This is a genomic window from Actinoallomurus oryzae (assembly GCF_039541955.1).
GTDB lineage: Bacteria > Actinomycetota > Actinomycetes > Streptosporangiales > Streptosporangiaceae > Actinoallomurus > Actinoallomurus oryzae.
On the sequence record NZ_BAABHF010000009.1, the window covers coordinates 483,558 to 502,172 of the forward strand.

General features: G+C 70.4%; 19 protein-coding genes. 11 read left to right on the forward strand and 8 right to left on the reverse strand.

Going from position 1 to position 18,615, the window contains the following annotated elements; translation table 11 throughout:
• Window positions 1–160: 160 nt before the first annotated feature.
• A complete protein-coding gene (locus ABEA10_RS04075; protein ID WP_345457601.1) occupies window positions 161–793 on the forward strand; it encodes a hypothetical protein in 633 nt (210 codons plus the stop codon).
• A gap of 57 nt (window positions 794–850) precedes the next feature.
• On the opposite strand, the gene ABEA10_RS04080 is transcribed toward ABEA10_RS04075, so the two are convergent.
• From ABEA10_RS04080 to ABEA10_RS04090, 3 genes are all read right to left on the reverse strand, one after another.
• Window positions 851–1,417 carry a tetratricopeptide repeat protein gene (locus ABEA10_RS04080; protein ID WP_329249748.1) on the reverse strand — a complete coding sequence of 189 codons (567 nt, stop codon included), beginning with the start codon at window positions 1,415–1,417 and terminating at the stop codon, window positions 851–853.
• Window positions 1,418–1,533: 116 nt separating this feature from the next.
• Entirely contained in the window at window positions 1,534–2,736 is a 1,203-nt protein-coding gene (locus ABEA10_RS04085) for an NYN domain-containing protein (RefSeq protein ID WP_345457605.1), read from the reverse strand.
• A gap of 326 nt (window positions 2,737–3,062) precedes the next feature.
• Entirely contained in the window at window positions 3,063–3,650 is a 588-nt protein-coding gene (locus tag ABEA10_RS04090; RefSeq protein ID WP_345457608.1) for a hypothetical protein, read from the reverse strand.
• A 16-nt stretch (window positions 3,651–3,666) separates the two neighbouring features.
• Between ABEA10_RS04090 and pyrE the strand changes: the two genes are divergently transcribed.
• Window positions 3,667–4,209 (forward strand): orotate phosphoribosyltransferase, encoded by a 543-nt coding sequence (pyrE, locus tag ABEA10_RS04095; RefSeq protein WP_345457610.1) that lies wholly within the window; start codon window positions 3,667–3,669, stop codon window positions 4,207–4,209.
• On the opposite strand, the gene ABEA10_RS04100 is transcribed toward pyrE, so the two are convergent.
• The 3 genes from ABEA10_RS04100 to ABEA10_RS04110 are packed head-to-tail and all read right to left on the reverse strand — an operon-like array spanning window position 4,201 to window position 6,073.
• Entirely contained in the window at window positions 4,201–4,908 is a 708-nt protein-coding gene (locus tag ABEA10_RS04100) for a hypothetical protein (protein ID WP_345457612.1), read from the reverse strand. The two genes, pyrE and ABEA10_RS04100, sit on opposite strands and share 9 nt — an antisense overlap.
• A complete protein-coding gene (locus ABEA10_RS04105) occupies window positions 4,905–5,345 on the reverse strand; it encodes a hypothetical protein (protein WP_345457614.1) in 441 nt (146 codons plus the stop codon). Before ABEA10_RS04105 ends, ABEA10_RS04100 begins: the two co-directional genes overlap by 4 nt.
• Window positions 5,346–5,398: 53 nt before the next feature.
• Window positions 5,399–6,073 (reverse strand): DedA family protein, encoded by a 675-nt coding sequence (locus ABEA10_RS04110; RefSeq protein WP_345457617.1) that lies wholly within the window; start codon window positions 6,071–6,073, stop codon window positions 5,399–5,401.
• A gap of 104 nt (window positions 6,074–6,177) precedes the next feature.
• On the opposite strand from ABEA10_RS04110, the gene fbaA reads away from it, so the two are divergent.
• From fbaA to ABEA10_RS04135, 5 genes are all read left to right on the forward strand, one after another.
• Window positions 6,178–7,200, forward strand: coding sequence for a class II fructose-bisphosphate aldolase (gene fbaA / locus ABEA10_RS04115; RefSeq protein WP_345457620.1), 1,023 nt, complete (start codon window positions 6,178–6,180; stop codon window positions 7,198–7,200).
• 127 nt (window positions 7,201–7,327) lie between these two features.
• On the forward strand, window positions 7,328–7,741 hold the full coding sequence (locus ABEA10_RS04120) for a DUF3151 domain-containing protein (RefSeq protein WP_345457623.1): 414 nt from the start codon (window positions 7,328–7,330) through the stop codon (window positions 7,739–7,741).
• 107 nt (window positions 7,742–7,848) lie between these two features.
• The gene (locus ABEA10_RS04125; protein ID WP_329249734.1) at window positions 7,849–9,132 is read left to right on the forward strand and encodes an adenylosuccinate synthase; all 1,284 of its coding nucleotides are present in this window, start codon (window positions 7,849–7,851) and stop codon (window positions 9,130–9,132) included.
• A gap of 120 nt (window positions 9,133–9,252) precedes the next feature.
• On the forward strand, window positions 9,253–10,083 hold the full coding sequence (locus tag ABEA10_RS04130) for a glycerophosphodiester phosphodiesterase family protein (protein ID WP_345457626.1): 831 nt from the start codon (window positions 9,253–9,255) through the stop codon (window positions 10,081–10,083).
• A gap of 4 nt (window positions 10,084–10,087) precedes the next feature.
• Window positions 10,088–10,681 carry a hypothetical protein gene (locus ABEA10_RS04135; RefSeq protein WP_345457628.1) on the forward strand — a complete coding sequence of 198 codons (594 nt, stop codon included), beginning with the start codon at window positions 10,088–10,090 and terminating at the stop codon, window positions 10,679–10,681.
• A gap of 45 nt (window positions 10,682–10,726) precedes the next feature.
• Here ABEA10_RS04135 and ABEA10_RS04140 read toward each other — a convergent pair whose 3' ends face one another.
• Window positions 10,727–11,434 (reverse strand): APH(3') family aminoglycoside O-phosphotransferase, encoded by a 708-nt coding sequence (locus ABEA10_RS04140; protein WP_345457630.1) that lies wholly within the window; start codon window positions 11,432–11,434, stop codon window positions 10,727–10,729.
• Window positions 11,435–11,469: 35 nt separating this feature from the next.
• A complete protein-coding gene (gene corA, locus ABEA10_RS04145) occupies window positions 11,470–12,579 on the reverse strand; it encodes a magnesium/cobalt transporter CorA (RefSeq protein WP_345457633.1) in 1,110 nt (369 codons plus the stop codon).
• A gap of 404 nt (window positions 12,580–12,983) precedes the next feature.
• Here corA and purD point away from each other — a divergent pair, with 404 nt between their 5' ends.
• The 4 genes from purD to murA all read left to right on the forward strand — a co-directional run bounded on the left by purD (window position 12,984) and on the right by murA (window position 18,309).
• On the forward strand, window positions 12,984–14,219 hold the full coding sequence (gene purD / locus ABEA10_RS04150) for a phosphoribosylamine--glycine ligase (RefSeq protein ID WP_345457636.1): 1,236 nt from the start codon (window positions 12,984–12,986) through the stop codon (window positions 14,217–14,219).
• 112 nt (window positions 14,220–14,331) lie between these two features.
• Complete coding sequence (purB, locus tag ABEA10_RS04155) at window positions 14,332–15,642, forward strand: adenylosuccinate lyase (protein WP_345458066.1); 1,311 nt, start codon at window positions 14,332–14,334, stop codon at window positions 15,640–15,642.
• A complete protein-coding gene (locus ABEA10_RS04160) occupies window positions 15,639–16,445 on the forward strand; it encodes an MOSC domain-containing protein (RefSeq protein ID WP_345457639.1) in 807 nt (268 codons plus the stop codon). The genes purB and ABEA10_RS04160 overlap by 4 nt, the downstream gene beginning before the upstream one ends.
• Before the next feature lie 574 nt (window positions 16,446–17,019).
• Complete coding sequence (murA, locus tag ABEA10_RS04165; RefSeq protein ID WP_345457642.1) at window positions 17,020–18,309, forward strand: UDP-N-acetylglucosamine 1-carboxyvinyltransferase; 1,290 nt, start codon at window positions 17,020–17,022, stop codon at window positions 18,307–18,309.
• Window positions 18,310–18,615 lie beyond the last annotated feature (306 nt).

The following is an 18,615-nucleotide window of genomic DNA, read 5'->3' on the forward strand; positions in this document are numbered from 1 at the left end:
GATGTCGATCCCCGGCACCCCGCCAGGTTGGCCACCGCAAAATGGCCCGCGCTTCGGACCTGGAATGCCTCCCGGCGGACCTCAAGTGCCTCCCGGCGGGCCTCCCATGCCTCCCGGCGGGCCTCCCATGCCTCCGGGCGGGCCTCCGGCGCCTCCCGGAATGCCGCCGGGGCGTCCGCTTCCGTCCGCGTCTCCCGCCCGGAAGCCGCCGGTCGCTCTGATCGTCATCGCCGCGCTCGTCGTGCTCGTCGGGGGTGGTGGCGGCGTCTACCTGGCGACGATCTCCGGCGGCGCCTATCCGAAGGTCATCTGGGCCTGTGCGCTGCTCCCCGCCGCCGACGCCGCGACGCTCGTGCCGCACGGCCTGCCCAAGGGGAGTCCGCCCGGCGACGGCGACGGCGAGTCCACCTGCACGTGGAGCAACCTGGTCGCGGTGAACGCCGGGCTGGAGAAGACGAGCGCCAACCTGACCGTCCGCGCGCGGCGGACCGGGCGTGGCCTGCTGCGCTCCGCGGAGAGCAACGCGCATCAGTGGCTCGTCTCCGAGACGGACGGCAGCAGTGCCGTACGGTCCGCGGGCACGCCGGTGTCCGGCTACGGCGACGAGGCGATGCGTGTGCCCAAGGCGTTCGGCGGGGAGTTCGACTCGATCGTGTTCCGGGACAGCAATGTCGTCGTCGAGGTCGCGGTGGAGCTCGACGACCACCCCGGCGCCCAGACGTCGGAGGCGTGGAGCCGTACACAGCGGGCCGCCTCGCTGACCGCGCGGCAGCTGCAGAGGCTACGCGGCTGATCGGGGCCCTCCTGTACGGCGAGCCCCCTGACGCGCGACCCGCCGTCCGCGCCGTGCTCAGCGGAACTGGCGGCCTGGCGCGTCGTCGGTCTTCTTGAGCAGCTCGTCCAGCAGCGCGTCGTACCGGTCCTCCGGACGGCGCAGGTCGAGCCGGCAGCGGTAGCGGATGCGCAGCAGACCCTCAAGGCTCTCCTGGTCGCCCGCCCGCGCCAGATCGGCGCCCTCCGTGGCCCAGTCGTGCGCCGCGACCAGCTCGCCCTGCTCGTACAGCAGCTCGGCCACCGCGCGGTGGACCTCGGGGTCCTGCGGCGAGTCGGCACGGACCTGTGCGATCAGCCCCCGCGCCTCGTCCAGCTCACCCAGCTCGAACAGAGCGCCGGCGAGATAGATCCGCGGATCGCCGTAGGTGTCGCCGCCGTCGGCGAGCGCGTCGCGATAGGTCTCCGCCGCCTTGCCGTGGTCTCCCGCGTGCTGCCACTGCTCACCCGCACGCAGCAACAGGCTGGCGCGTGACACGCCGCCTGAGACCGTCTCGGCGAGCTCGACGAAACGCTTCGCCGCCGATGCGTGATCGCCCGTGCGGAGCGTGTCGAACTCCATGTCATCGAGATCGTCTTCGGTCACATGCGTCACCTTCTAGACGCTACCCGGCGGACCTCCTGCGAATCTGGTCATTTCGCATCATCCCCGCGACACGTCACAAGGGTTCGCCGGACGGGACGGCCCCCGCCGCGAGAAGGCTATACGCGGCGTGAGCGTTCGAGCGCATCCCAGAACCCTCGCCGGAGGGCGTGTCGCACCTCGTCGTGCAGCAGAAAGTCGATCGGCAGCGAGGACCCCTGAAGCAGCCGGGCCTCAAGGTCTGACGGCATTCGCGGCTTGCGCGCGAGCACGGCCTCGAGCCACAGGGCCGGCGCGTCGCGGGCGACCGACTCGCCGAAATCTTGACCCTCCTGGTGGGCGGCCTTGACCGCGTCGGAGAGCGTCGGCGTGGACTGCTGCGGCTGCGGCGGGGGGATCTGCTGCGGGCCGGTGTAGGGACCGACGGGCTGCTGGACGTACTGCGGGCCGCTGTTGTTGCCGTTCGACGACGAGCCTCCCGACGACGGCGGGCTCGACGACGGCGGGGAGCTCGCGGGCTTGGGCGGGATGATCGGCGGCGCGGAGTGCGTCGGCGCCGAGCGCAGCGGCGGCACCGGGATCACCGGGCCGGCGGTCGACGGCTGGCCCAGGCCCGACGTGGAGGAGGAGGACGTGGACGAGCCGCCGAGCTGCGGCGGCGGCGCGGTGATCGGCGTGCTCGGCGGCGGGCTCGAATGCTGTGTCGACGGCTGCAGCGGGGACAGCGCGCCGCCGGTGGTGCTGCTCCCGTGTCCGTTGGACAGCGGCGGCGAGGAGGTGTCCATGCCGGCCAGCAGGTTGACGTACGGCCGCAGGTGGCCGGAGCCGATCTCGATGAGGTCGTCGCACTCGTGGCGGAGCACCCGGGAGATGGTCCAGTTGCCGTCCACCGCGACGTGCAGCACGCTCACGCGGACGCCGTGGTCTTGGGCGTCGGCGATGACCTGGGCGATGTCCTCGTCGCCGCTGACGACGACGGCGTCGGCGACCCCGCCGTTGCGGGCGAGGGTCATCAGGTCGCGGTGGATCTCGGTGTCGACGCCCTCACGGCGGCCGGGGCGGATGCGCGAGAGACGGAGCTTGATGCCGGGCAGGTCGGCGAGGGCGTCGTGCTCGGGCGACCGGCGACCCTCGACGGTCGCCTCGTACCAGTAGCAGCGCAGCAGCGGCAGGCCGGTCCGCTCACGCGCCAGGTTGCCGAGCAGCTGGAGGAGGCCGGCGTAGTCCCACGAGACGGACTCGCGACGGCGGGTTCCGTGCACCGCCATCGCGCCGTCCGCCAGGAGATAGCTGGCATCAACGAACAGCGCGCAGCGATCCACGCGACACCGCCCCTTCCTCGGCACGAGACCCTATATCGATGACTTACGGGTGAACTTTCGAGCCGGCGAGCGACCTTGGGCAACCAAAGCGTAGTGAAGTCCGCCGCTGCCGTATGGCGATCCAGTAATTGGAGTCTCCTGAGGACTATGGGGCGAATGCGGCTTACTTCGATTCGGTTGGCAAGACCACTCCGGCGTGTCACGTTGACTCGGTCGCTCGACACTGTAGGACGAGTCACCTGACAACACAGTGTGACTTCCGAAGCTCGATAGTCAGTACGTCCGTTCGGCGACGGTATCACCCGATTCTGAAGCGGCGGAACATCTCAGAGAGCCGAGATGAGGGCGGTGAGAGCCTCCGCCGTACCTGTGGGGTCGACCACCGCCGAGAAGTGCGAAAACGGGCATTCGCGGACCTCCCAGCCACGCATCCGCGCCTGCCGTACTTGATCTTGGTAACGCCCCGAGGTGGCCAGGTATCCGCACGGCGCGTCCGGCCAGTCCTGGGCCATCGGCGGCTCCTCCGCGAGGAAGTCACCGCCGCGATCACGTACCGTGACGCCGGCCGGCACCTCCCCCTCCCCGTACGGGCGGCTGGTCCCGGAACCGGGCAGCCGGGCGTCGAGGAAGACGTAGCCGCCCACGAGCCGGTGGGCCGCCCGCTGCGCCGCCGCGATGGGCGGCACGAGCGGCCCCGCGTCGCCGTGCGCGACGAGCACCAGCGGCGGCCTGGCCCCGGCGGCGGTGATCTCCAGCGCGGCGCGTGCGACGTAACGGGCGGCGTACGGCGGCCGGTCGTCGTCGGTGATCTCCGGGACCACCACGTCGTACGCGCCGAGCGCCGCGGACAGTGAGCCCCACGCCGATGCGGTGGTCAACGGACTGTGCAGGAGGACGAGCGTGCCCGGTGTCATGACTAAAGTTTCAGGCATGACGGACCGGGACGATCTCCTCGCGGAGATCAAGAGCAAGGCGGTCGTGCACGGCAGGGTGGTCCTGTCGTCCGGCCGGGAAGCCGATTTCTACGTCGACCTGCGACGGGTGACGCTCGACGGACGGGCCGCGCCGCTCGTCGGCCGGGCGATGCTCGACCTCACCGAGGACCTCGGGTACGACGCGGTCGGCGGGCTGACGCTCGGCGCCGACCCGGTCGCCACCGCGATGCTGCACGCGGCGGCCGCACGCGGGCGGACGCTGGACGCCTTCGTCGTCCGCAAGCAGGGCAAGGCGCACGGGTTGCAGCGGCGCGTCGAGGGCCCGGACGTCGCCGGGCGGCGGGTACTCGCCGTGGAGGACACCTCGACGACCGGCAACTCGGTGCTGACCGCGGTCGAGGCGCTGCGGGAGGCCGGCGCGGAGATCGCCGGTGTGGCCACCATCGTGGAACGGGGGGCACAGGCGCGCATCGCCGAGACGGGGTTGGAGTACCGGTCGGTATTCACCCTCACCGACCTGGGATTGGAGTCAACTTGACCCGGTCCTGAAGGGCCGGGCTTGGAGGTAGCTCCCGGCTGGCTGCTGGGTGGGCTCCTCCGTCCAGCCACCGCTATGGGGTGGCAGGGACGCGTGACTCACGGTCACGATCGTCTTGGCGATGATGTGGTTCTGGTTCGCGGCGTGGCGCTTCTCGCTCCGGTTGCGCTTCTTGAGCAGCCGTTTGGCGGACTTGGTGCGCTTCTTCTGGAGCTTACGGCGTAGTTCGAGCTGCCGCTTGCGGTGCCGGTTGAGTCCCCGCCCCGCGGCCTTGTAACCGGTCGAAGTGGTCGCGATGGCGGCGATGCCCAGGTCCACACCGATGAACCGCCCGGGCTCATACCGCTCAGCCTCGGGCACCTCACACGTGGCGATCAGATAGAACACCCCATCACGCCGGACCAAATCGGATTCGCCCTGCCGGTGGGCCTGCAGCGTCTTGAGGGCACCCGCTGAGCAGGCGAAGGGAATGTTCTTCACCCGGCCCTCGACGGTCCACACCGACACGGTGGCGGCGTCGTACTGCCAGGACAAGCACCGGTCGTCATACGGCTGCGCCGCCGGGCGGAACACGATCGGTTTGGCCTCGGCCTTGACGCGGCGATGGGAGTCCGGCTTGCCGAGGTTCCCAGCGCGGATATTCGCCTTCAACGTGGTGTAGGCGTCGCGGACCTTCTTGATACGGAACGCCGGGCTCACTGCCCGGTGGGCGCCTCGTACGTCTTGGCCTCACCGTGGCGTCCGGGCGGCTGGACGTGCCCGTTGATCGTCACGGTGACGCCGCCGGCGTCCTGAACCGCGACGGTCAGCCGGGTCTCGTTGAAGATGCGGGTCTCGTTCTGGCGCAGGTTGCCGTTGAACTGCACGTCGTTGGCGCCGGGACCCGAGACGAACACCGGGCACTGCGCGACCAGGCAGCGGACGGTGATCGTGTTGCCGACCTGGCTGGCGGACGCGCTCGGCTTGGTGTCCGTGCCGGACCCCGCCGTGCTGCTCGCCTGCGTTGACGCGGCGCTCGGTTTGTTCTTGTCGTCCTTGCCGGTGAGCGCCCCCCACAGCGCCATGCCACCGATGACCAGCAGACCGCAGGCCAGCACGACGGCGAGCACCGCGATGGCGATGCGCGCGAGACCCATTGGGTCCGACCGGTGACGTCCCACAGAGGGAGGTTAGCGGTGACGGGGCCTTGTCAGCGACGGTGACGGCCAGTTGGTTGTTGCGTCTTGGGCGGCTTGTACGAATCCTGGCGGCGGCCGCGGAACACCTCACGCAACACGGGCACCACCGATACCAGCACCGCCAAAGCCACCACTGGCAGCACATACTTGTCGATCCCCTTGACCCGGTCGCCGAGGAAACGGCCGAGCAAGATGATCGCTTCGGTCCAGAGCACCGCGCCGACGACATTCCACACAAAAAATCTGATCGCCGACATCTCAAGCATCCCGGCGAGCGGGTTGAGGAACGTGCGCACGACGGGGACGAACCGCGCCAGCACGACGGCCTTGGCGGGCCCGAACTTGTTGAAGTAGTGCTCGGCCTTGTCGACGTGCTCCTGGCGGAAGATCCGAGACTGCGGGCGTTCGAACAGCTTCCGCCCGTACCGGGCGCCGAGGAAGTGCCCGACCTGCGCACCGGCGACGGCCGCCACCGGCGCGCCGATCATGAGCACCGGAAGCGGCAGCGGGTGCGCGAGCGTGGTGCCCGCCGCGGTGTAGATGCCCGCCGTGACCAGCAGCGTGTCGCCGGGTAGGAAGAACCCGACGAGTAGCCCCGTCTCGGCGAAGATGATGACGAGGACTCCGATGAGCCCGAAGGCCTCGATGAGGGACTTGGGATCCATGACGTTCACGGCGAGTGCCACGGGCCGAGCGTACCGGTAGGTGTGCCCTGGTCTCGGCACGGCAACGATTTCGAGATACTGGAAGCGAGCCCGCCGGGAGCCACAGCCCTAAGGAAGGAATAGTCATGCCCATCGCGACCCCTGAGGTCTACGCGGAAATGCTCGACCGGGCAAAACGTGAGGGCTTCGCCTACCCCGCGATCAACGTCACGTCGAGCCAGACGCTCAACGCCGCGCTGCGCGGCTTCGCCGAGGCCGAGAGTGACGGCATCGTCCAAGTGTCGACGGGCGGCGCGGAGTACCTCTCCGGCAGCACGGTCAAGGACATGGTCACCGGTGCCACCGCACTGGCCGAGTACGCGCACGTCGTGGCCGACAAGTACCCGGTCAACATCGCGCTGCACACCGACCACTGCCCGAAGAACAAGCTCGACGGCTTCGTACGGCCGTTGCTGAAGATCTCGCAGGAGCGTGTGGCGGCCGGGCAGAACCCGCTGTTCCAGTCGCACATGTGGGACGGCTCGGCGGTGCCGCTGGAGGAGAACCTCTCCATCGCCACCGAGCTGCTCGAAGAGGCGCGCAAGGCCAACATCGTCCTCGAGCTGGAGATCGGCGTCGTCGGCGGCGAGGAGGACGGCGTCGTCGGAGAGATCAACGAGAAGCTCTACAGCACGGTCGAGGACGCCATGGCGACCGTCGAGGCGCTCGCCCTCGGCGAGCGCGGGCGCTACATCCTCGCCGCCACCTTCGGCAACGTCCACGGCGTCTACAAGCCGGGGCACGTCAAGCTGCGGCCCGAGGTGCTCAAGGACATCCAGGACGCGGTGGCCGCCAAGCACGGCCAGGAAAAGCCGTTCTACCTGGTCTTCCACGGCGGTTCCGGGTCCACGCTGGAGGAGATCCGCGAGGCCGTCTCGTACGGCGTCGTGAAGATGAACATCGACACCGACACCCAGTACGCCTTCACGCGTCCGGTGGCGGACCACATGTTCAAGAACTACGACGGCGTGCTCAAGGTCGACGGTGACGTGGGCAACAAGAAGAGCTACGACCCGCGGTCGTGGGGCAAGGCGGCCGAGCAGGGGATGGCCGAGCGCATCAGCCACGCCTGCGAGAACCTCCTGTCCGCGGGCAAGAAGCTTCGCTGAGGCGAGCGTTTCGACGGTGGGCGGCCGCGCCGGTGCCGCCCACCTGAGTCCTGCCCGCGAAGATTCTTGATCAGTTTGCCGATCAGCGGGATAGGAGATCCGCCGCGGATTGGGCAGGATGTGCACTATGGAGCAACAGAACCTCCTCGGAGGGCCGCCCCCGACCGAGCTGCCGGACAACCCGGAGGCCCGCCAGGCTCTCGAGGCCGGCGTGGACCCGTTCGAAGTGGCCGCCAGATTCCCCGCCCACCCGGCGGCGTGGGCCGACCTCGCCGACCGCGCGTTCGGAAACGGCGACGTCATCGAGTCCTACGCGTATGCCCGTACCGGTTACCACCGGGGGCTGGATCAGCTGCGCCGCGCCGGTTGGAAGGGCCACGGACCGATCCCGTGGCAGCACGAGCCCAACCGCGGGTTCCTGCGGTCCCTGCACGCGCTCGCGCGCGCCGCCGCCGCGATCGGCGAGGAGGAAGAGGCCGAACGCTGCCGGACGTTCCTGCGGGACAGCAGTTCGGCGGCCGCCGAGGTTCTCGCAACCTGACCGGCTTCTCCCGTTTTCCTCGTGGCCATCGGACGGGTACGCTCTGATCGCAAGAGCCCCTGTCGCTGCTTGCGCAGGGGCTTCGTCGATGTCAGGGAGAAAATCCGATGCCGGCCATCGTGCTCGTCGGTGCCCAGTGGGGTGACGAAGGCAAGGGCAAGGCCACCGACATCCTCGGCGGCGACGTCGACTATGTCGTGCGATACCAGGGCGGGAACAACGCGGGACACACGGTCGTCATCGGCGACCAGTCCTACGCGCTGCACCTGCTGCCGTCGGGGGTGCTCTCCCCCGACGTCATACCGGTCATCGGCAACGGCGTGGTGATCGACCCGGGTGTGCTGTTGGAGGAGATCGACGTACTGGAGGGGCGCGGCATCTCGTGCGACCGCCTGTTGATCTCCGCCAACGCACATCTGATCATGCCGCACCACAAGGCGCTCGATAAGGTCACCGAGCGCTACCTGGGCAAGGCCCAGATCGGCACCACGGGCCGCGGCATCGGCCCGGCGTACGGCGACAAGATCGCACGGATGGGCATCCGGGTGCAGGACCTGCTCGACCCGGGCATCCTGCGGCAGAAGCTCGAACTCGCGCTGCGGGAGAAGAACCAGATCCTCGCCAAGGTCTACAACCGGCGGGCGATCGAGATCGACGCGATCGTGCAGGAGTTCGTCGCCTACGGCGAGCGCCTGGCACCCCACATCGCCGACACGTCGCTGGTGATCAACCGCGCGCTGGACGACGACAAGGTCGTACTCCTCGAGGGCGCGCAGGGCACGCTGCTCGACGTCGACCACGGCACGTACCCGTTCGTCACCTCCTCCAGCCCGACGTCGGGCGGCGCGTGCGCCGGATCGGGCCTCGGCCCGACGCGCATCAGCAAGGTGATCGGCATCCTGAAGGCCTACACGACCCGCGTCGGCTCGGGGCCGTTCCCGACCGAGCTGCTGGACGAGACCGGCGACTGGCTGCGCAAGACCGGTGGGGAGTACGGCGTGACGACCGGCCGCAACCGGCGCTGCGGCTGGTTCGACGCGGTGATCGCCCGGTACGCGACCCGGGTCAACGGCGTCACCGACTACTTCCTGACCAAGCTCGACGTGCTGTCCGGCCTGGAGAAGGTCCCGGTCTGCGTGGCGTACGACATCGACGGCGAGCGCTGCGACGAGCTGCCGATGACGCAGACGGGCTTCCACCACGCCAAGCCGATCTATGACTACCTGGACGGCTGGCAGGAGGACATCTCCAGCGCGAAGGTCTTCGACGACCTGCCGGAGAAGGCCCGCAACTACGTCCGCGCGCTGGAGGAGATGGCGGGCGCGCAGATCTCCGCCATCGGCGTCGGCCCGGGCCGCGACCAGACCGTACAGCTCCGCTCCCTCCTCTGACAGCACGGACCTTCGCCCCTTTCCGGCGGCCCGCGCCAGTCGAATGACGGATGCGGGCCGTCCGGATGCCGCCCACCCGGGCTGGCCCGCCCGGAGGCCCGGCGGCTAACGTGACCGACCGTGGAGATCCAGGGACATCGTGGTGCGCGGGGGCTGTGGCCGGAGAACACCGTCGAGGGGTTCGCCCGGACCCTGGAGATCGGCGTCGACGTGCTGGAGCTGGACGTCGGCCTGACCGCCGACGGCGTGCCGGTGCTGCACCACGACCAGGCGCTGCGCGGCGACACCGTACGCGACCGGGGGCCGTGCCGGCCGCAGGACCCGATGTACCCCTATGTCGGCCGGCCGATACGGGAGCTCACGCTCGCGCAGGTCAAGACGGTCGACGCGGGGGTCCGGCACCCGCGGTTCGCCGAGACGCAGACGCCGCTGCCCGGGGCCGAGGTGCCCACGCTGGCCGAGGCCTGCGAGCTCCTCGCCCAGCACGACGTACGGCTCGCCGTCGAGATCAAGACCGACCCGTCCTGGCCCGAGGTCGAGACGATCACCGCGGCCGCGGTGAAGGTCCTCGACGCGTACGGGCTCACCGAGCGCTCGCGGCTGCTGGCGTTCGACTGGCGGGTCCTCGGCGTCGCCCGGGGGTTGCTGCCCGGCGGTGAGCGGGTCGCGCTGGTCGAGCCGGACACGCTCGACGCGTCGTGGATGGCCGGGCAGGACCCGGCCGGCGGCCTGGTCGCCGCGGCGGCGGCCGCCGGCGCCACGATGCTCTCGCCGAAGCGGGTCATGGTCACGCCGGAGCTGGTCGCCGCGGCCCACGACCGCGGGCTCGCCGTGGTCGTGTGGACGGTGAACGAACCGGTGGAGATGGCGCGGTACGTCGCGTTCGGCGCCGACGCCATCGTCACGGACTATCCGGACCGCCTCCGCGACGTGGTCGGCCGCCGGAGCTGAGGCCGTGCACGTACGTGTCCTGCGGTCGCGGTGGCGTGGTGTGTTCGCCGTCGTCGCCCTGCTGCCGTGGGGCCTCGGGTTGCCCCTGGCGGCCGTGGCGTTCGTTTCGGACGCCGTCGCCGGAGCGGGCGGGCCGCTGGAGCTCACCGTCGCGGTGCTCGCCGGCGCGGCGTCCGCCGCCACCGTACCGGCGCAGGCGCAGACGGTACGCGCGCTGCTGAGCCGCCCCCGTCTCACCCTCGGCGCGGAGGCACTCGTCGTCCACGACGCGGCCCTGTTCCACGGGGCCACCCGGATCCGCCGCGACGTCATCACCGGGGCCGAACGCCTGGACGGGCATGCCGCGGCCGAGTACGGCATCGCCGAGCTCTCGCCGTACCGCGAACCGCTGAACGTGGCGATCCTCCTGTCCGGGGAGCACGTCTTCGCGTCGGCCAGGCGCCGCCGGGGCGGCACCTGGATCTGGCTCGTACCCCGCAGGTACGACCGGCCGCCGCGGCTCCCGGAGCCGGGCGACCGCTACCGGCGGATCCACCTGCGCGCCGCCGACCCGGCCGCCGCCGTCGCGGCGATCACCGAGTGGGCGACGGTCTCCTGAGACCTCTTGCCAGAGATCCCACGGCCGGATGGACACGCGGGAGCGTCAGCAGAACTCGTCCAGCAGCCGGTAGAACGCGATCTTCCGCGGGTCCGGCGCGACGCCGTAGCGATCGAGGAATCGGTCGGCGGCCCACGGGCCGTACTGCGGGTTACAGTCGGCGGTCAGCGAACGCGTGACGATCGCCAGGTCGTTCCAGCGGTCCGCGACGCCGAGGCGGTCGGTGTCGATCACGCCGCTCACCTGGCACGTGTCGGGATCGAACAGCACGTTCGGCACGCACAGGTCGCCGTGGCAGACCGCGAGGTCCTCCTCGCGGGGCCGGGTGGCCAGGAGCTCGGCGACCAGTCGCTCGCGGGTCCAGCCGCGGCGTTCGTCGTCCAGGTCGTCCAGATCGACCTCGGCCGCCGACGCCCGCGGCACCGTCACGGCGAGGCGCCGGTCGAACGGGCAGTCCGCGACCGGCAGGGCGTGCAGGGCACGCGCCAGGCCGGCGAGCGCGTCGACGACGCGCGGACGGTCCGCCACCGGCCACGGCTCGGCCGCCGACCGGCCCGGCACCTCGGCGGTGACCAGCAGCCCGGGCCGGCAGTCGAGCACCTCGGCGGCGGGAATGCCCTGCCGCCGCAGCCACGTCAGGCGCTCGCCCTCCGCGACGAGATCGATCCGCGGGTCGTCGGACTCCTTGCGGTAGACCCCGCCGCGGCGGCTGACCCGCGCCCCGCCGCGGCCGATCGTGACGCTCTCCCACACAGGCCCAGAGTGTCATCCGGAGCCCGCCGTCGTGGTCAGAGCCAGCCGGTGCGCCGGAAACGGCGATAGAGGGTGAAACAGGAGGCCGCGATGATGCCGAGCACGAGCGCGTAGCCGTACTTCCAGTGCAACTCCGGCATGTGGGAGAAGTTCATCCCGTAGATGCCGGTGATCGCGGTGGGCAGCGCGAGGATCGCCGCCCAGGCGGAGATCTTGCGCATGTCGTGGTTGTCGGTCACGGTCACCTGCGTGAGGTGCGCCTGCAGGATCGGGGTGAGCAGCTCGTCGCACGACTCGACCTGCTCGCGCACGCGCGAGAGGTGGTCGTCGACGTCGCGGAAGTACTCCCGGATCTCCGCGGGCACGAACCGGCGGCTCGCCAGGTTGCGCATCGGGCCGGCCAGCGGCCCGACGGCGCGCTTGAGGTGGATGACCTCGCGCTTGAGGCGGTAGATCCGCTCGGCCTGGTTGGTGGAGTCGGCGGAGAAGACGCACTCCTCGACGTCGTCGATGTCCTCCTGCACCGCCGCGGCGACGGAGATGTACTCATCCACCACCCGGTCGGCGATGGCGTGCAGGACGGCCGCCGGCCCCAGGGCGAGCCGCTCGGGGCTCTCCTCCAGCCGCATGCGCACGGGGCCGAGGGCGCCGTGGTCGCCGTGGCGCACGGTGACGACGAAGTCGGGGCCGCAGAAGATCGCGATCTCGCCGGTCTGCACCACGTCGGCGTCGCCGCGCTCGACGTAGCCGACCGTCTTCATGACGAAGAACTGCACGTCGTCGTAGCGCTCGAACTTGGGGCGCTGGTGGGCGTGGATGGCGTCCTCGACGGCGAGCGGGTGCAGGCCGAAGATCTCGGCCAGGCGTTCGAGCTCGGAGGCGTCGGGTTCGTGCAGGCCGACCCACACGAAGCGGCTGTCGGCGTCGGTGTGCAGGTTGGTGGCGTAGTCGGAGGAGTCCGGCGCGCGTACGAGCTGCACGGCGTCCGCGACGTCGGGGGTGTCGACGCGCTTGCCGTCGATGTAGGCGCCCCAGTCGATGACGGCCGAGCTCCGGCGGGCGGCGACGCGCGGGGCGCCGCGGCCGGGACGAGCGAGGGGCTTGAGGAGAACGCGGGTAGCGCGGGTCGGACGAACCTTTGTCATGGCCATCGGGGGTCCTTCCCCGGCCCGGCACACGCGCGTGCTCGCGCGTCGGCCCGAGCTAGAACGGGGAACGCGCGCCGCGAGCGGCCGGACGCCGAGTAGAGGGGGTGGTACTAGGAGGAATCTCGGCGTTTCCGCAAGGATCACCAGGACTCATCACAACCACCTCCTTAGGTCCGTTGGCGCCAGAGCCCGAGCTCAAGGCTATACCGGGTAGGAAGACGCCCATGTGGGGCACCTGGTTCACATGTTCCTCAACTTTTTTACCGGTGACTTTTCGGCTCCCTGTCCCCGTCGGTGAACCGGCCGACCGGCATACCCCCCGTACAACAAGCTCATCGTCGCATCACTTCCCTCCGGTGACCGCGCGCTGCGGGGTATGCGGTTCTGGATAGGCTCTGGGCGTGCGAGTCCTCGTTCTCGGCTCGGGCGGACGTGAGCACGCGCTGGTCCGTTCCCTCGCCCTCGACCCCAACGTCACCGCGCTGCACTGCGCCCCCGGCAACCCCGGTACGGCCGCTCTCGCGGACAACCACGTCCTCGATCCCACCGACCCGGTCGCCGTGGTGGAGCTCGCCCAGCGGCTCGACACCCGGCTGGTCGTGATCGGACCCGAGCTTCCGCTGGTCCACGGGGTCGCCGACGCCGTACGCCAGGCGGGGTTGCTGTGCTTCGGGCCCGACCGCGAAGCGGCGAAGATCGAGGGCTCCAAGGCGTTCGCCAAGGAGGTCATGGCCGAGGCGGGAGTCCCGACCGCGGCCTCGCGCGTCTGCGAGGACTCCGGTGAGGTACGCGAGGCCCTCGACGCGTTCGGCGCGCCGTACGTGGTCAAGGACGACGGTCTCGCCGCGGGCAAGGGCGTCGTCGTCACCGACGACCGCGCCCTGGCCGAGCGGCACGCCGAGTCGTGCGACCGGGTGGTCGTCGAGGAGTACCTCGACGGGCCGGAGATCTCGGTGTTCGCGCTGACCGACGGCGTCACGGTGGTGCCGCTGCTGCCGGCGCAGGACTTCAAGCGCGCCCGCGACGGCGACGAGGGCCCCAACACCGGCGGCATGGGCGCCTACACCCCGCTGCCCTGGGCACCGCCGGACCTGGCCGCCGAGGTGGTCGAGAAGATCATTCAGCCGACCGTCGACGAGCTGCGCCGCCGCGAGACGCCGTACGTCGGCGTGCTGTACGCGGGCCTCGTGCTGACCGCCGACGGACCGCGCGTGATCGAGTTCAACGCCCGGTTCGGCGACCCGGAGACCCAGGTCGTGCTCGACCGGCTGGCCACGCCCCTCGCCGGCCTGCTGGAGGCCTGCGCGGTCGGCACCCTTGGCTCGGTTGCGCCGATCGAGTGGCACCCCGGCGCCGCCGTCACCGTCGTGATCGCCGCGGAGAACTACCCCGACAAGCCCACCACCGGCGACCCGATCGCCGGACTGGAGGAGGCCGCCGAGGTCGAGGGCGCGTACGTCCTGCAGGCCGGCACCAAGCTGGAACGCGGCCTGCCGGTCACCGGCGGCGGCCGGGTGCTGAGCGTCGTCGGCACCGGCCCCGACGTGGCCACCGCCCGCACGCGCGCGTACGCGGCGGTCGACCGCATCCGCATCCGCGGCGCCCACCACCGCACGGACATCGCGGCACGCGCCTGAGTCATCCACGGCCTGCGGCGCCACTTCCGCTGCCGGATCCCGACGCCGGGGCATGGCGTTCTGGCTGACCGCGCTGACCGGCTCCCGGGTCGGACCTGGGAGACTGTGGATTGTGATCGAGCGCTACACCCTTCCGGAGATGGGCCGCGTCTGGAGTGACGCGCACAAGTACGAGCTGTGGTGCAAGGTGGAGACCCTTGTGCTGGAGGCGCACGCCAAGGCCGGCACCGTCCCGGCCGACGCGGTCGAGCCGGTTCGGTCCGCTCCGCCGCCGGCTCCCGAGCGGGTGGCCGAGATCGAGGCGACCACCCAGCACGATGTGATCGCGTTCCTCAGCGCCTGGGCGGACAACACCACCCCGCGCGAGGCCGCGGCGTACGTCCACTTCGGCATGACCTCCTCGGACCTGCTCGACACCGCGCTGGCGCTCCAGCTCACCGAGGCCACCGACCTGCTGCTGGCCAAGGCGGACGCGCTGGTGGCGGCGCTGCGCGACCACGCGCTGGAGCACCGCGACACGCTGCGCGTCGGCCGTACGCACGGCATCCACGGCGAGCCCGACGTGTGGGGGCACCGGGTGGCCGACTTCGCGTTCGCGATGGCGCGTTCGCGCGACCGGCTGCGGCGGGCCCGCGAGGCCGTCGGGCTGTGCGCGATCTCCGGTGCCGTCGGCACGTACTCCAACATCGATCCGGAGGTCGAGCGGTACGTCGCGGAGGCGCTCGGGCTGCGTCCGGCGGACGTGTCCACGCAGGTGGTGATGCGTGACGGCATCAGCGAGTGGACGTCCGCGCTGGCGATCATGGCGACCGTGTGCGAGGCGATCGCGCTGGAGGTACGGCACGGCCAGCGCACCGAGGTGCGCGAGCTGTGGGAGCCGTTCGGCCGGGGGCAGAAGGGCTCCTCCGCCATGCCGCACAAGAAAAACCCGATCATGTCCGAGCGGCTGGCGGGCATGGCACGGATCGTGCGTGCCCAGGTCAACCCGGTGATGGAGGGCATACCGCTGTGGCACGAGCGGGACATCTCCCACTCCTCCACCGAGCGGATCGCGCTGCCGGACGCCTCGATCGCCCTCGACTACATGCTCAACCTGACGCAGCGGCTGGTCACCGGCCTCGTCGTGGACCGCGAGCGGATGCGGGCCAACCTCGACTCCACCGGCGGCCTGATCTACACGAGCACGGTGCTGCTCGAACTGGTGAACGCCGGGATGTCACGCGACGACGAGGCGTACCCGCTGGTCCAGCGCGCGGCGATGGAGACCTGGGAGACCGGGGTGCCGTTCCGGGAGACCCTGCGCCGGCACGCCTCAGACGCCGGGCAGACCCTGGACGAGGCACGGCTCGACGAGGTGTGCCGGCCGGAGCGTTACGTCGAGCGCCTGTCGGGGATGTTCGAACGCCTGGCGGCCCTGACGTGAGAGCCGTCGTCCGGGAGCTGAACGTCTATCCGCTGAAGAGCGGCGGGGGAACGGCGCTGACGAGCGCCGAGGTGACCCCGACCGGCATCCGGCACGACCGTGAGTTCGTCCTCATCCGGCCCGACGGAGCGCGGCTCTCCCAGCGCGAGGTGGCGCGAATGGCGCGGCTGCGGCCCTCCTACGACGGCCAGAAGCTCGTCGTGGACTCCGTGGACGCGGTGACGCCGCTCGTCCACGAGGCGTTCTCCGACGGGCCGGTCCGCGACGTCCGGCTGCCCGCGACGATGTGCCAGGGTGTCGACCAGGGTGACGAGGCGGCCGACTGGTTCGGAGCGTTGCTCGACGTCGAGTGCCGCCTCGTACGGTTCACGGGCCGCCGGGAGACCTCGCGCGGCGGCGGCACGGTCGCCTTCGCCGACGGGTACCCGCTGCTCGTGATCTCGGCCGAGTCGCTGGCGGACCTGAACGCCCGGCTCGACGAGCCGCTGCCGATGAACCGCTTCCGCCCCAGCCTCGTCGTCGAGGGCCTCGGAGCGTTCGGCGAGGACCGGGTCGAGCGGCTGTGGATCGGCCCGGTGGAGATCGAGATCGTCAAGCCCTGCGACCGCTGCGTGATCACCACCACGGACCAGGAGACGGGCCTGCGCGGCCGGGAGCCGCTGCGCACGCTCGCGACGTACCGCACGATGCCCAAGGACGGCGGCGGCCAAGCGGTGTTCTTCGGCCAGAACGCCATCCCGCGCGCGTTCGGCACCATTCGCGTAGGGGACACCGTACGAGCCTCGGCCCGGCGCACACTCTGACACCGGCAAGATCACGGCCCGGCGTACGGCCCTGACGACCCGTACGGGCCTCGGTGACCGCGACGCCAGAGCCCTGCGCCGTACGCGCCCGTGGGAGGCGTTCCGGCCGTGCCTCTCGTGGCCGTGGATGTGACCGCTACCACTCGCCTCGGACGGCGTGCGTACGAGGGCCGCCTGTGCAGGTTCGTCATGCACCGCTTCGATCGCAGGGACGCCCCGAGCCCTGCGACGTTCCTTCCGCCAGAACGGCATCCCACGCACGTTTAACAACATTTGCCCAGGTGACGCCGTATGGGGCTCTACGCGACGTTCGCCCACATGAGACACTCGGAGAACATGCTGAACCGCCGACGACGCCTGAGACGGCCGCCACCGGGTCCGAACCAATCCCCGGCGGGGCGTCTCTAAAAGATCGAGTGGGCGCACAAGACCGGATGTTTCGGTCATGCCACAGCAGACCCGGTGGAATACTGTGCCCCACGCGGCACACACCGTGTGTGGGCACTCGTGACCCGCTGACGACACAAGAGCGGGCAGGTCAAGTCAATCCCCGCATCAAAGGAGTATCGGCGCTATGAGCTTGGGCCACGAGGTCCGTTACCGCGTACGAGGCGGCCGCGCGCTGCGCGGCACCGTGTTCGTGCAGGGCGCGAAGAACGCCGTCCTGCCCATGATCGGGGCGTCGCTGATGGCGACGAAGGGCCGTACGGTCCTGCGCAACGTCCCGATCATCGAAGACGTACGGCGAGCCGTCGAGCTGGCCCAGGCCATCGGAGCCAAGGCGGAGCTGCACGAGGCCGAGCGCACTCTCGTGATCGACGCCTCGACACTGACCAGCCCGGTGCTGCCCGCCGAGATCGCCGCCCGCTTCCGCGGCTCGTTCCTGTTCGTGCCGGCGCTGCTGCACCGGCTCGGCGAGGCGATCATCGAGGGTGTCGGCGGCTGCAATCTCGGCAGCCGCAACCTGGACTTCCACTACAACGGCTTCAAGCGCATGGGCGCCACGGTGACCGAGCAGGTCACCGACGACGGCCGGGGCTCGATCCACGTCAAGGCGGGCCACCTGCAGGGCGGCACGCTCTACCTCGACACGCCGTCGCACACCGGCACCGAGAACCTCCTCATGGCGGCCTCGCTGGCCCACGGCACCACCCTGATCAAGAACTGCGCGCTGGAGCCCGAGGTCCTCGATGTGATCACACTCCTGCAGCGCATGGGCGCGCGGATCACCGGTGGCGGCACCGGGTTCATCACCGTCGAGGGCGTCGACCGGCTCACCGCGGTCGAGCACACGGTCATGCCGGACCGGATCGACACCGGCGTGCTGGTCATGGCCGCGGCCATCACCGGTGGCGAGATCAGCCTCGTCGGCGCCTCGCTGGAGCACCTCGGGGTGGCGGGCGACAAGCTGGAGCAGATGGGCGTGGAGTTCCACTCCCAGGGCGCGGTGCTCCAGGTCCACCGCGACCGGCCGCTGCGGCCGATCAACGTCATCACCGACGAGTACCCGGGCTTCGCCACCGACCTGCAGTCGCCGATCATGGCGCTGTCGTCGCAGGCCGAGGGGGAGAGCTACATCTACGAGCGGATCTTCGACGGCCGGTTCAGGCTGGCCGAGGAGCTCGTGCGCATGGGCGCCGACGTCGAGGTGAACGGCAACCGTGCGAAGGTCCACGGAGTGACCCCGCTGCGCGGCGCCGAGGTGGTCGCGCACGACCTGCGCACCGGCAGCGCGCTGGTGCTCGCCGGCCTGGCCGCCGAGGGCGAGACCACGATCACGTCGGGCTACTACATCGACCGGGGCCACGCGCACGTCGCGGAGCGGCTCACGGCGCTCGGCGCGGAGATTGAACGTATCGCCTGACGCGTACTGACCGGTATCTGTCAGACGGATACCCGACGGTTTGTTACCTGTCCGGTTAGTAATAAGTTCCTCACCGGATCCGCCCTACTAGTAGTTTTTCAACGTGCTCTTAACCGATTTTGCTCAGAGGCGTCACATCTCGTGGTCTCCGGCCGATCTGCCCAATGGAGGAACGAAGTACACGGAGGCAGGGGCTGTCGACCGGACAGGGGCGTCAAAGGTATGAGTCATGCGTTGGGTGGAGGCCGTCCAAGGACGGACGCTAATGGGGGCGAGAGACAGGCCTCACCGGATGGGGACCACCCA

Excerpts from the sequence above, each read along its gene's own strand:
- ABEA10_RS04075 (WP_345457601.1), top strand. The coding sequence starts at position 161 with ATGCCGCCGGGGCGTCCGCTTCCGTCCGCGTCTCCCGCCCGGAAGCCG.
- ABEA10_RS04090 (WP_345457608.1), bottom strand. The coding sequence starts at position 3,650 with ATGACACCGGGCACGCTCGTCCTCCTGCACAGTCCGTTGACCACCGCA.
- pyrE (WP_345457610.1), top strand. The coding sequence starts at position 3,667 with ATGACGGACCGGGACGATCTCCTCGCGGAGATCAAGAGCAAGGCGGTC.
- ABEA10_RS04105 (WP_345457614.1), bottom strand. The coding sequence starts at position 5,345 with ATGGGTCTCGCGCGCATCGCCATCGCGGTGCTCGCCGTCGTGCTGGCC.
- fbaA (WP_345457620.1), top strand. The coding sequence starts at position 6,178 with ATGCCCATCGCGACCCCTGAGGTCTACGCGGAAATGCTCGACCGGGCA.
- ABEA10_RS04120 (WP_345457623.1), top strand. The coding sequence starts at position 7,328 with ATGGAGCAACAGAACCTCCTCGGAGGGCCGCCCCCGACCGAGCTGCCG.
- ABEA10_RS04125 (WP_329249734.1), top strand. The coding sequence starts at position 7,849 with ATGCCGGCCATCGTGCTCGTCGGTGCCCAGTGGGGTGACGAAGGCAAG.
- corA (WP_345457633.1), bottom strand. The coding sequence starts at position 12,579 with ATGACAAAGGTTCGTCCGACCCGCGCTACCCGCGTTCTCCTCAAGCCC.
- murA (WP_345457642.1), top strand. The coding sequence starts at position 17,020 with ATGAGCTTGGGCCACGAGGTCCGTTACCGCGTACGAGGCGGCCGCGCG.